At 65.4% G+C, this 13208-nt stretch carries 9 protein-coding genes; all 9 read right to left on the bottom strand.

Annotated elements, in window-relative coordinates:
• Window positions 1-45 precede the first annotated feature (45 nt).
• A complete protein-coding gene (locus FFS60_RS07915) occupies window positions 46-1236 on the bottom strand; it encodes a pyridoxal phosphate-dependent aminotransferase (RefSeq protein ID WP_137821657.1) in 1191 nt (396 codons plus the stop codon).
• A gap of 21 nt (window positions 1237-1257) precedes the next feature.
• Window positions 1258-2868, bottom strand: coding sequence for a 5-guanidino-2-oxopentanoate decarboxylase (locus tag FFS60_RS07910; protein WP_028626508.1), 1611 nt, complete (start codon window positions 2866-2868; stop codon window positions 1258-1260).
• Window positions 2869-2973: 105 nt separating this feature from the next.
• Window positions 2974-5061, bottom strand: a complete 2088-nt coding sequence (locus FFS60_RS07905) for an acetate--CoA ligase family protein (RefSeq protein ID WP_137821656.1) — start codon at window positions 5059-5061, stop codon at window positions 2974-2976.
• Window positions 5062-5074: 13 nt separating this feature from the next.
• Window positions 5075-6235 carry an acyl-CoA dehydrogenase family protein gene (locus tag FFS60_RS07900; RefSeq protein WP_028626506.1) on the bottom strand — a complete coding sequence of 387 codons (1161 nt, stop codon included), beginning with the start codon at window positions 6233-6235 and terminating at the stop codon, window positions 5075-5077.
• Window positions 6236-6263: 28 nt separating this feature from the next.
• Window positions 6264-7046: an enoyl-CoA hydratase/isomerase family protein gene (locus FFS60_RS07895; RefSeq protein WP_137821655.1), complete on the bottom strand. Its 783-nt coding sequence runs from the start codon at window positions 7044-7046 to the stop codon at window positions 6264-6266.
• A gap of 811 nt (window positions 7047-7857) precedes the next feature.
• Window positions 7858-9255 carry an amino acid permease gene (locus FFS60_RS07890; RefSeq protein WP_028626504.1) on the bottom strand — a complete coding sequence of 466 codons (1398 nt, stop codon included), beginning with the start codon at window positions 9253-9255 and terminating at the stop codon, window positions 7858-7860.
• A 181-nt stretch (window positions 9256-9436) separates the two neighbouring features.
• Complete coding sequence (locus tag FFS60_RS07885) at window positions 9437-11683, bottom strand: ATP-binding protein (RefSeq protein ID WP_137821654.1); 2247 nt, start codon at window positions 11681-11683, stop codon at window positions 9437-9439.
• On the bottom strand, window positions 11680-12453 hold the full coding sequence (locus FFS60_RS07880) for an ABC transporter substrate-binding protein (protein WP_137821653.1): 774 nt from the start codon (window positions 12451-12453) through the stop codon (window positions 11680-11682). The genes FFS60_RS07885 and FFS60_RS07880 overlap by 4 nt, the downstream gene beginning before the upstream one ends.
• 4 nt (window positions 12454-12457) lie before the next feature.
• Window positions 12458-13177: a response regulator gene (locus FFS60_RS07875; protein WP_028626501.1), complete on the bottom strand. Its 720-nt coding sequence runs from the start codon at window positions 13175-13177 to the stop codon at window positions 12458-12460.
• Between the last annotated feature and the right edge of the window lie 31 nt (window positions 13178-13208).

Below are 13208 nucleotides of genomic sequence, written 5' to 3'. Positions count from 1 at the left end.
CGAAGCCCAACAATCAGGGATTCGCCGCGCAACGCAAACCTTCATTCACGCGATTTCCAGTTGACCAATCAGTTCGGCCGCACAACGGGCAATGCGTCGGCAGGCCTCTTGCAGCGGCTCACTGCCCAGCACCAGCCCCAGGCGGATATGCCCGGCCGCGCTCGGCCCAAAGGCCTCGCCTGCCAGTACCGAAACCCCATGGTTGTCCAGCAGCCGGTCGGCGAAGTCTTGCGCAGACAACCCGGTCGGGCGGATATCCACCATCACGAACATGCCACCGTCCGGCTTCAGCGCGCGCAGGCCGGGGCAGCCTTCCAGGCTGGCGCACACCAGGTCACGGCGCTGGCGATAGGCCTCACGCATGGCGCCCAGCTCCGGCAAGCGAGCTTCCAGGGCAATGCAGGCAGCGTCCTGCACGAAGTCCGGCGAACCGTAGAGCATGCACAGGGCAAGGTTTTCCAGGTGCCCGGCCAACGCCTCTGATCCCACCACCCAGCCCACGCGCCAACCGGTCATGGCGTGGGACTTGGAGAGGCTGTTGATGGTCGCCGTACGCTCGGCCATGCCCGGCAGGCTGGCCGGGCTGATGTGCTCGCCTTCGAACAGCAGCTCGCTGTAGACCTCGTCGGAAATCATCCACAGGTCGTGAGCGATGCAGAGTTCAGCCAGGGCTTCCCAAGTGGTGCGCGGCAGGCTGGCGCCGGAAGGATTGTGCGGGCTGTTCAGGGCCAGGGCGCGGGTACGCGGCGTGATGACGGCGGCCACGTCCTCGGCCTGGATGCGAAAGCCGTTCTCCGAGCGCACCGGCACCGGGATCACCTTGGCGCCACAGGCGCCGAACACGGCTTCGTAGGTGACATACATGGGTTCGGCAACGATGACTTCGTCCCCCGGATTGAGCAGGCACTGCACCACGCAGTACAGCGCGCACTGGGCACCGGCCAGCACCACCACCTGGTCGGTGTCGACGTTTTGTCCGCTGCGCTGGTTGTGCCAGGCGGCGATGCGCTGGCGCAGGGCGAACTTGCCGCGTACGTCGGAATAGTGAGTGTTGCCGTTGAGCAGACTGTCGATGGCCGCCTGGACGATGGGCTGCGGTGTGTCGAAGTCAGGGTCGCCCACCGACAACAGGAGAATGTCGTCACCCCGGGCCTGGCGCTCCAGGGCACGGTAGTGAATGTTCCAGGCGGCTGCGCCGTCGCCGGCGATACGTTGGGTGAGGTCGGAAAAGCGCATGGATAGCTCCTTGGCCCGTGCTCAGCGAGCGCAGGCGTGTTTCAGTTCGATCAGGGTGATACCGGGATGGCCGAAGCCTGTGCGCAGGTCGCGTTCCAGTTCGTCGAGACTCTGTGGCTGCTGCACGGCGCAGCCGAAGGCGCGGGCCAGTCCGGCGAAATCCGGGTTGCGCGGCAGTACGCCCAGCGGCTCGATGTCCAGGGCCAGCATGTCGTCACGGATCTGGCCCAGTGCATCGTTGTTCCACAACAACACCACCAGCGGGCTGTCCAGTTCCTCCACGGCAGTGGCCAGTTCCTGGACGGTGTAGAGGAAACCACCGTCGCCCACCAGGACCAGGCCGGGCCGCGTCGGCGCGCCGAACTTGGCGCCGATACCAGCCGGTAATCCATAGCCGAGGGTGCCGTAGCCGGTGGGGTGCAGCCAGCTGCGCGGCGCCCGGCTGGCGAAGGCATAGTTGCCGGTGTAGGCCAGCTGGGTCATGTCGGTACTGATGAAGGCATTCGCCGGAAGCACAGCAGCAATGCGGTCGAGGATCGCCTGGTGGATAGCCTGCAGCGGTCCGTGCCCATTGCGAATTGCCTCGCGCAGCCGGTCGACGCGCGCCACGGCCGCCTCCCCTGCCCTGCCCGCCGCCGGCAGGTGGACCAGCAAGGCCTCCAGGGTCTGCCGGGCATCGCCCTTGAGCGCGACCGTGCAGGGATAGAAGTCGTTGAACTTGCGCGGGTCGATATCAACGCGGATCAGCTCGCCGGTGAGCGGCAGGCGCTCGCGCCAGAAGTCGGTGTCGGCCATCTCGGTGCCCACCGCCAGTACCACATCAGCCTCTGCGATCATTTCCCACCCCGGCGCCATGCAAAGGCTCGAGCCGGCGTTCAACGGTGCCTCAGGCGGTAGCAGCCCCTTGCCGGCAACGCTGGTAAAGACCGGCGCGGCCAAGCGCTCGCTGACGGCCTGGAGGGCATCGGCGCCCCCCAACGCACCGCCGCCCGCGATGATCATTGGCCGCTTCGCCGTAGCCAGTCGGTTCGCCGCCGCTTGCAGTGCATCGCCAGCGGGCAGCCCATGACCGGGTCGGCGGACCACTTCACTACTCCAATCCCTCGAGATAGGCGCCGCCAGCACGTCCAACGGAACCGAGATATGCACCGGGCGTGGACGTTCACCGTCGAATACGGCGAAGGCACGGGCCACCAGCTCTGGCAGGTCCTCGGGCGTCAAGGCCACGGCCGAGAAGGCTGTGATGGGCGCGGTAATGGCGCGCTGGTCCTGGGTTTCGTGCAGGCAGCCCCAGCCTTTGCCGAGGCTCGCCGTATGGTTGACGCTTGAGATCACCAGCATCGGGATCGAATCGGCGTAAGCCTGGCCAATCGGCGTGGCGGCGTTGGTCACGCCCGGGCCGGTGATGATGAAGCAGACCCCGGGCTTGCCGCTGACGCGGGCATAGCCATCGGCCATGAATCCGGCACCCTGCTCGTGACGGGTCAACACATGACGGATACCACTGCCGGGCAGGCCGCGGTACAACTCCAGGGTGTGCACGCCGGGAATACCGAACACGGTATCGACGCCGTAGTTGGCCAACAGACGGACCAGGGCCTGGCCGCCGGTGAGGGTGTTCTGGTGTTGCATGAGGTGTCTCCTCGAATCGATGCCAAGACCTGGAGGAGCCAGCGTGCTGGCGAAACTCTCGTGCTCAGTCGTTCGCGAGCAAGCTCGCTCCTACAGGGGGGGATGTCATTCCGCGATACGAATCAGTGCATCCACCGCCACGGCGCCGTCGACACTCACCAGCAGCGGATTGACGTCCAGCTCCAGCAACTGCCCCGCGTTCTCGCAGGCGTAATCGGCCACCGCGCGAATGGCGGCCACCAAAGCTTCCAGATCTGCCGCCGGGCGACCCCGGAAGCCGGTGAGCAACGGCGCACTGCGCAAGCTCAGCAGAGCATCCCGGATGGCCGCGTCATTGGTGGGAAGCAGCAGGCTGCGGCTGTCCTTGAGCAACTCCACCAGGACGCCGCCGGAACCGATCACCAGGGCCAGGCCGAAGCCTTGCTCGCGCTTGATGCCGACGATCAGCTCCGCCAATGGCGCCGTGGCCATACGCTCCAGCAGAACCTGGTCGAATACGACGCCCGGCGCATAGGCGGCAATGCGTTGCCGCATCTCGCCAAGGGCCTGCGTCAGCGCCTCGGCATTTTTCAGGTTGAGGGCCACGGCACCGGCTTCGGTCTTGTGCGGCAACTGCGCACTGACGGCCTTCAGCACCAACGGATAACCAAGCTGGTCGGCATCCTCCAGTGCCCGCTCCGGGGTACTGAGCAGCGCCTGCGGTACCGGCAGGCCAAAGGCGCGCAGAGCCTGTTTGGATTGCCACTCATCCCACAACTCGCCATCGGCCAGTGGCGATGGGCTCATCGGCACAAGGGCGGATTCGCCACGGGCCAAGAGCGCCTCGCGGCGCGGCCGGTAGGCGGCGATGCGACCCCATGCGGCGAGGCCATCCTCTACCCCTTGCAGCGCAGCGACGCCACGGGCGTGCAGGTAATCCCGGGCGGCTGCAGGTAGCAACTCGGGGAAGGCCGACGCGATGAAGCCGGTCTTGCCATGGCGCTCCAGGGCCTTGCAGTAGAGCTCCAGAAGCAGGTCACATTGCGGTCGTTCACCGGTTTCTTCACCGGGATAGTCCAGCACCAGCAGTGCCGCGTCGGCCGCGCTGCGCAGCGCGCTGTCGAGCATGTGCTCCAAGGCGTCGCCGTTACCCCAGATGGCCGTGGTGAAATCCAGCGGGTTGGCGATGTTGGCGTAGCTCGGCAGGGTCTGCGCCAGCGCGTGGTGCTGGCCAGCGTCCAGTTTCGGCAGGTGCAGGCCGTTGGCCTCGGCATAGTCGGCGATCAGCCCGGCATCGCCACCGGAACACGCCAGGGCGATAAGGCTGGGGCCGGCCGGCAGCGTGCCGCAGGCAGCGGCCTTGAGCGTTTCCATGAAACTTACCGGGCCGCTGACGCGGATCACTCCCAGGCGCTCGAACAGGCTGTCGTACAGCGCATCGGAACCGGCCAGGGAGCTGGTATGACTGAGCGCCAGTTCGGCGCCGATCTGCGACACACCCGTCTTCAGGGCGATGATCGGGACACCCTTCTCCAGCGCCTTGTGTGCCGCACGGGCGAAGCCCGGCACATTCTTCAGGCCTTCCAGGTGCAGGCCGATGGCCGTGACGCGCGGCTCGTCCAGCAGCACGTCCATCAGTTCCGCCACGCCCAGTTGGGCCTGGTTGCCCACCGAAGCCATATAGGCCACCGGCAACGAGCGGTCGCTCATGGACAGGTTGTAGGCGAAGTTGCCGCTCTGGGTGAGCACGGCCACCCCTTTCTCGACCTGCTTGCCGCCGTGGGCCACCGGCCAGAGGGCAGCGCCGTGCAGGTAGTCGAGCAGGCCGTAGCAGTTGGGCCCGAGCAGTGCCATCTCACCCGCTGCAGCCAGCAACTGCGCTTGCAGGGCCTGGCCTTCAGCGCCCGTTTCGGCAAAGCCGGAGGCATAGCAGATGGCGCCACCGGCACCCTTGGCCGCCAATGCGGCAACGCTTTCCAGGGTCTGTTCGCGGTTGGTGGCGATGAAGACCGCATCCGGTCCGCACGGCAGCTCGGCGACGGTGGAAACGCAGGGGACGCCTTCCAGCTCGGCATGCTGCGGATTGACCAGCCACATCTGGCCGGCAAAACCGCCTTCGGCACAACGCTTGAGGGCGCGGGCCATGCTGCGGCCGCCGACGAAGGCCAGGTGACGTGGCGCCAGCAGGCGCTTGAGGTTGTCTCGTTGAGTCATGCTCGGCCTCCGGTCAGCGCAGCAACGGCCGCAGCAGTTCGCGGGAAATGATGTGGCGCTGGATTTCCGAGGTGCCTTCCCAGATCCGCTCGATTCGCGCGTTGCGCCAAATACGTTCCACCGGGCCCTCATCCATCAGGCCCATGCCGCCAAAAATCTGCACCGTCTCGTCGGCTACCTTGCCCAGCACTTCGCTGGCGAACAGCTTGGCCATGCCGGCTTCGCCATCGGTCATAGTGCCCTGGTCCATCTTCCAGGCCGTGTGCAGGGTCATCAGCTCGGCCGCACGAATCTGCGTGGCCATGTCGGCGAGCTTGAAGGAAATGCCCTGGTAGCTGCCGATGGGCTGGCCGAACTGCTTGCGATCGGCGGCCCATTGCAGAGACAAGTCGAGGGCACGCTGGGCCTGGCCGACGCAGTTGGCGGCAACCATCACGCGGCCCGCAGTGAGCCAGGCGTTGGCCACTTCCCAACCCTTGCCGACTTCGCCGAGGACTTTGGAGGCTGGCACGCGGCAGTCATCGAAGAAGATTTCGTAGGTGTGGTAGCCCTTGTTGCTCACGCACCTCGGACCACGGCGCACGGTCATGCCCGGAGTCCCCTTGTCGACCAGGAAGGCCGTGACGGCGTTGCGCTTCTTGCCGTTGTGCTCGTAGGTATCGGTGACAGCGAAAACGATGGCGAAGTCCGCATGGCCGGCATGGCTGATGAAGTGCTTGCTGCCGTTCAGCACGAAGTCGTCGCCCTCGCGCACAGCGCGGGTCTTGATGGAGTTGGCATCGGAGCCGGCCCCCGGCTCGGTGAGGGCAAAGCAGTCGATTTTCTCGCCCTGGATGCTCGGCAACAGGTACTGCTGGATCTGCTCGCCCTTGCAGGCCATGAGGATCTTCGAGGGCCGCGCGACGAACACGTGCAGCGCCCAGGACACCTTGGACAGTTCACGCTCCACCAGGGCCTGGGACAGGTAATCCAGGCCACCGCCACCCACCTCTTCCGGCATGTTGAAGGCGTAGAAACCGGCAGCCAGCGCCTTGCCGCGAATTTCCGCGGCGAGCTCCGGAGACACGGCGTCCGCACGGTCCACAGCCTCTTCGTGGGGCAGCAGTTCCTTGTCGACGAAGGCACGCACCGCGTCGACGAGCATTTCCTGTTCCTGGGTCAATTGGAAGTTCATGGCTAGGTCCTTTGGCGGATTCGGCGCATCAGCGGCCGGTGAATTGGGGAGCGCGCTTTTCGGCAACAGCGCGCAGGGCTTCAGCCGCATCCTCGCTGCGACCGCAAAGCAGACCGGCGGCCAACTCGGCCTCCAGTTGCTGGGCCAGATTGCGGCTGGCGCCATCGCGAATCAGCGCCTTGGTCTGGGTGAACGCGAAGGTCGGTCCAGCTGCCAGGCGGGCGGCCAGTTCACCCGCGACTTCCTGAAGTCGCTCGTCGGCGCAGACTTCGCCCACCAGGCCGACGGCCAGGGCACGCTCGGCGCCCCAGAGTTCGTCGAGGAACAGCAGGCGCTTGGCCTGCTCGGCACCGATCAGGCGCGGCAGGTGCCAACTGGCACCCGCGTCGGGTGAATAGGCCATGCCGGTGTAGCCGGCCTTGAAGCGGGCCGAGGCGGCGGCGATACGGAAGTCGCAGCACAGGGTCAGGTCCATCCCCGCACCGACGGCCGTGCCGTTGATGGCGGCAATGGTGGGCTTGGCCAGACCGTGGAGGCGAGTCATCAGCGCGTGGGCGGTTTCAGTCCAGCCGTAGGTTTCCAGTGCGCCGCGGGCATCGGCTTCAGCCCACTCGGCAAGGTCCGCGCCCGCGCAGAAACTGCGCCCCGCCCCGCTCAGTACCACTACGCGCACCGCCGGATCAGCCTCGTGCGAATCCAGAAGCGCGTGCAGGGATTTCAGGGTGGGGATATCCAGCGCGTTGCGCTGTTGCGGGCGATTCAGGGTGATCCGGGCGATGCCGGCTTCGACCTGGCTGAGCAGGGTAGTCATGGGAGCCCTCGTCTTGTTGTCTTTGCAGGTGAGGCTGGGAAGCTGCAGAGATCCTAAACGAGTGTTCAGGAAGCCGGCAATCCTGCCCAAATGGGGTATGTAACGGAGAGGCTCACCGTCTATCAGATTGTTTTTAAAGGGATTTTCAAAAGAAGACAGAACCCGGGGCGAAGAGTTGTTACATCTTCGAACAACTCGAAACCCGGATTCCTGGGGAGGCAGACCGCTTCTTGATGCGGGATGGGAGGTGGTGAGGATACCTGTGGGAGCGAACGTAATGGCTATGTCTGCGTTAGCGATTGCAACGTTGAGTGAAGCGCTCTAGCGCGCACCTTCGAGGCTTCCGCGCCAGCCGGATACAACCCTCATCCGAACGCGGCCCGCCCCGGCCCCTCTCCCAAAGGCAGAGGGGTGACTCGCGCCGGCGAGGCACGAACCATCCTGAAGCCCACATGGGCCTGAAACCTGGCAGATGAGGTGGGGCAGCCGCAGCGCCCCTTCAGGAGGCCGAGCGGAATCGTTGTGTAGGGGGACGAGCGGCATGGATGCCGCGAGAGGCGTGTGGGGCCATGGATGGCCCCTCGCGCCGGGCCCCCGGAGCAACGATGGAGCAAGGGGAGTTTGGCGGAGCCAAACCCGGATGCAGGGGCAAGCCCTTTGGTTCCTTTCGGCGCTTGAGAAAGGGACTCGTCCGGGGGGACGAAACCAGAAACACCCGCCGAACTCGGCAATCGGCTTGGCTCAGGACGGTCTAGCAACGCTTAACGCAGACATAGCCAACGTAATCACGAATCAGGCCAGCACCGGGTCATCAGGCGGCTGGCGCAATCACCGCGCTGCGCTGGCGCTTGTACTGCAGGACGTAGTACGCCGCGTAGCAGACCCCGATGAAGCCGAAGCCCCAGTAGAGCGACGGGCGCTGGGTCGGGTCCATGGCCAGAAAGATGAACAGCGAACTGCACATCAGGATGCAGGCCAGCGGAATCAGCGGGAACAGGGGGGCGGCGTACTTGAGGTCCTGCACCGTGCCGCCTGACTTGTACAGTTCGCGACGGAAGCGGTACTGGGCCAGGGCGATGACGATCCAGGTCACGGTGCCGGCCATGCCGCTGATGGCCATCAGCACCATGAACAGGGTGTCGGCGGCGATAAAGCTGGTCAGCAGGGAAACCAGGGCGAAACAAAGGGTGACGGACAACGCATTGAGCGGCACGCCGCGCTTGCTGAGCCGGGCCAGGCCACGCGGCGCCATGCCGGTCTTGGACATCGCCCAGAGGATGCGAGTGGAGGCGTAGAGGCCGGAGTTGCCGACCGAGAGAATGGCGGTGAGGATGACGAAGTTCATCAAATCGGCAGCGAAGGGAATGCCGACCATATCGAACACCTGGACGAAGGGGCTTTCCATCAGTCCGGCCTCCTGCCAGGGCACGATGGCCGAGAGCACGACGATGGCCAGCACGTAGAAGATGAGTACGCGGAACACCACATTGCGCACGGCGCGGGGGATGCTCTTTTCCGGCTGGTCGGTTTCGCCGGCTGCCACGCCCATGATTTCGCAGCCCTGGAAGGCGTAGACCACCGCCATCATCACGGCGAACACGGCGGAAATTCCATTGGGGAACAGGCTGTCGCCGATCAGGTTGGAGAACATGGGAGCCGGCTCGCCGCTGGCCAGCGGCAGGCCACCGAAGATGGCGAGCAGGCCAACGATGATGAAACCGAGGATGGCCGCAACCTTGATTCCGGAGAACCAGTATTCGGCTTCACCAAAGGCACGAGTGGCCAGGGCGTTCAGGGAGAAGAGCACGGCCACGAAGAGCGCCGACCAGTACCAGATGGGGACATCGGGGAACCAGCGCGTCATCAGCATGCCGGCGGCGGTGAACTCCAGGCCGACGGTGGTGGCCCAGCTCATCCAGTAGACCCAGCCGATCATGAAGCCGGTGCCCGGCCCGATGTAACGGGTGGCGTGGGCCTGGAAGGAACCGGAAACCGGCATCTGCACCGACAACTCGCCCAGGCAGACCATCACCAGATACATGAGAACACCCGCCACCAGGTAGGCCAGCACGGCGCCAGCCGGACCTCCCTGGTTGATGATGACGCCCGAGCCCATGAACAGGCCGGTGCCGATCACGCCGCCCAGCGACAGCATGAAGATGTGACGGCTTTTCAGCGCGCGGGTGAGCTGGATGCGTTCTTCAGACATGCAGCACCTCCAGGTGGAGGCGACGACGGGAGAGGTGGGCTTTGCGGGTCATTATTCTTGTCTCCAATAGGCCACGGGGACCGCGTTGGACGCGGTTCGGACCGATTATTGGAACGACTTGTAAGACGCCGTTGAATACCGGGATCGAAGTTGTAAAAAGTCGTAAGGAATTTGTTCGATTTCAGCCGGCCGACTGCAACACCCCATCCAGGGCCCGAGCGGAGCGCGATAGCAGTGCTTCCAGGTTCGGCTTGAGTGCCGGCAAGGCCGTGCCGTCACCGGCCAGGGCGATCGCCTCCAACTGCCGCAAGCAGGCGGCCAGGGCGCGCAAACCCAGGGACTCGCTGCTGCCGGCCAGACGGTGGGCGAGGTGGCCGACTTCGGCGCAGTCCTGTGCGACCAGGGCGGCGAGCAGGCCGTCCCAATGCTCGTCGAGCATGCGCCGCAGCAATTCCAGCAGCCCCTGGAGCTTCTGCTCGCCGAGCAGGCTGCGGTGGGTGTCGAGCAATCGCCGATCCAGCAGTTCGGCATCGACCTCCTCCGCCGGCCGCGGCGCCTGTCCGGCCAAAGCACGGCGCAAGTCGTCGAGTTTCAGCGGCTTGGCCAGGGCGCCCTGCATGCCAGCGTCCAGGCAGCTGCGCACCAGCGCAGGTTGCTGGCTGGCGGTGAATGCGAGGATGCGGCTATCACGGTTGACCCCCTCCCCATCGCGTCGAATCAGCCGACACAGCTCGGTGCCCGCCATGCCCGGCAAGTGCAGGTCCAGCAGGATCAGGTCGAAGCGCCGCTGCCGACAAAGCGTCAGGGCCGGCGCGGCATCTTCCGCCAGGGTGACCCGGTGACCGTCGCGCTCGAGCAATCCACTCACCACTTCGCGGTTGAGGGCCACGTCCTCCACCACCAGCACGTCCAGCGAGCGACTCAGCGGTGCGACCGTCATTTCGCTGGATTGTCCTCGCGCGGCCCGCAAGGTCAGCTCGAACCAGAAGCAACTGCCCTCGCCTTCCTGGCTGTCCACGCCGATTCGCCCGCCCATCAGCTCCACCAGCCGCTTGCTGATGGCCAGGCCCAGGCCGGTGCCGCCATAGCGCTGGGCGACGGCCTCGCTGGCCTGGGTGAAGCGCTCGAAGATTTTCGCCTGCATGTCCGGGGCAATACCGATGCCGTCATCTGTGACGCTGATGCGCAAGCGCTGCGCACCCTCGAGATCCTCGAGCCACCGGACCTCCACGAGGATCTCCCCTTCCTCGGTGAACTTCACCGCGTTCGCCAACAGGTTACTCAGCACCTGACGCAAGAACTGCTCGGCGCCATGACACTGAGTCGCCACGTGCGCGTCGATACGCGAGCGCAGGATGGTGCCGTTGTCACTGGCCTTGGGTTCCAGCAGGGTCAGCACCTGGTCGAGCAGCGCCGCCAAGGAGAAGTCGACCAGCTCGGGGCGGCCTTCGCCCTCCTCCAGTCGCGCGAAATAAAGCACTTCGTTGAGTATCGCCAGCAGGCCTTCGGCGGCCTTGTGCAAAGCCTCCAGGCGCTTGCAGTCCCGCTCGCCCAGGGCCGCGCCGCGCAGCAGCTCTGCCATGCCCAGGATGCCGTTGAGCGGCGTGCGGATTTCATGACTCATGGTGGCAAGGAAGCGAGACTTGGCGAGGTTGGCCGCCTCGGCTTCCTCCTTGGCTCGCTGGAGGCTGGCGGTGCGCCGCTCCACCAGACCTTGCAGTGCGGCGCGGTCATCCTCGCGACGCCGGATGTCATCGAGGATCGCGCGACGCATCTCATCCAGGGCCTGGGCGACCGTGTCAATCTCATCGGCGCCGCGCCCGGCCCGGCGATCCAGGCGCAGCGCTTCGTACCAGTCACCAGCACCGATGCGTCGAGCGAAGTCTGCCATCACCCGCAAGTGGCGGGTGACGAGGCGGTGAAACAGAAACGACAGCGCCACCGCCAGGCCGCAGAGGAATGTCCCCATCCAGAGCACGCTGGTCAGGCCGGTGGCATACAGGCGCTGGTAGACGGCGCCGAGGTCGATGGCGACTTCCAGTTCTCCGAGCTGGCGCCGCTCGCCACTGGGCGGTTGGTAGGACAGCGGAAAGCGCTCGCGGCGAAGCGGTCCGGCGAGTGCGCTGGCGCCCTCCTGCAAGTCGAAGTCACTGCTGGTCAGGCGTACCAGGGCGATGTCGGGAAAGTCCGCCAGACCGCGCAGCTGCATCTTCAGTTGCTCCTGGTTGAGGTCCCAGAGGCTGCGTTCGAAGCTCGCCAGGTAACCGACACGGATCAACTCCAGGCGTGCTTCGATATCACGCATCTCGCGGCGATATTCCAGGTGCAGTTGCACGGCGCTGGCCACCAGCGTGAAACAAAGACTGAACAACAGGATGAACAGCAGGAGCCGACGCAACAGGCCATTGGTGGGTTTCAGGCCGGTCATCTAAGCGGCTCCGGCTGGGCGATCATGTCGCGGTAGGTGGCTTCGCTCTCCGCCAGCCAGCGCTCGATATCGCCGCGGTCGGTCAGGCGTTGCAGCTCGCGGTCGATGTCCGGCATGCGCCCGGCCAGGGGCGAATGCCGCGATACGCCCAGGCGTAAGTGGTCCACAGCCAAGGTCATGGGAAGTGCGCGGATGTCGCCACCTCCCGGCAAATGTTCGATGTACAGCAGGCCCGTGCGCCGCTCATGAGGGATGAAGTCGATGCGGCCACGAATCAGCTTGCCGAAGTTCTGCTGGCTATCGGAAACCCATTCGATGTTGCCGACACGGGCCACGGCCTGGTCGAAGGCTTCGCCGTAGCTTTCACCAAAAAGCAGGCCGCCGCGATAACGGGCAAGGTCTTCCAGCGTGTCTACCTGAAGCGGGCGCCGAGTGTTGTAGAAGACTGCAACTTCCTCGCGCAGGACCGGCACGTTGGCGAATAGCAGATCGCTGTCACGCTGTGGCGTGCGGTAGGCCAGCACCACATCCACGCGCCCCTGGGCGGCGTCCAGCAGGCAGCGTTTCCAGTTGCCCAGTACAACCATCTCCACGTCCAGGCCGAGGTTGGTGAACACGGCCTTCACCACGCTCGGTGCCAGGCCGCGTACCTGCTTACCGTCGCTCCAGGAGATAGGCGGGTAGACCGGATAGTCGCAGTAACGCACCGCAGGCGCGGCCTGGGCGGCGCCACAGAGCAGCAGGAAGGCCAGCGGCCAGAAGCGCAGCATGAGCTCAGGCAGCGCTGGCCGTGGCGGTGAACAGGTAGCCCGCGCCGTGGATGGTGATGATCAATTGGGGTTCGGCCGGGTCGTCGCGCAACTTGCGGCGCAGGCGGCCAACCAGCACGTCGATGGAGCGGTCGTTGGGCAACCACTCGCGGTTGCGGATCTGGTCCATCAACTGGTCGCGGCTGAGGGTGTGCCCGGCGTTACGCAGGAAGACGCTGAGTAGCTGGAACTCACCGTGGGTGAGCAGGGTTTCGCTGCCATCCTGGTCGATCAGGCGGCGCCGGTCGCTGTCCAGCCTCCAGTCGGAGAAGCGCTTCAACTGGCCATTGGCCGGTGCGGCGGGCTGCTGGGCATGGCGTACACGGCGCACCAGGTTCTTGGCGCGAGACACCAGTTCGCGGGGGTTCAGGGGTTTGACGACGTAATCGTCCGCGCCGCACTCCAGGCCGACGATTCGGTCGACTTCATCATTGCGGCCAGTGATCAGGATGATGCCGACCTCGGAGCGCACCCGCAGTTCGCGGGTGAGGGTCAGGCCATCCTTTCCGGGCAGTCGGATGTCGAGCATCACCAGGTCAACCGGCGCTTCCGCCAGGCAGGCTTCCGCCTGTTCGGCCGTGCTGGCGCAACGTACCTGGTAGCCCTCCTGGGCCAGGTAGGACTGGAGCAGTTCACGAATCAGCGGATCGTCGTCGACGATCAGCACACTGGGAGCCATTGCAATTGTCCTCCGCCTCCGCGTTCAGGCGGGGCGT

Origin of the sequence: Pseudomonas sp. D(2018), from assembly GCF_005502555.1 — a bacterium.
Classification (GTDB): Bacteria; Pseudomonadota; Gammaproteobacteria; order Pseudomonadales; family Pseudomonadaceae; genus Metapseudomonas; species Metapseudomonas resinovorans.
Note: the sequence above shows the minus strand (reverse complement) of the source record. Positions and strands in the feature narration are given on the sequence as shown.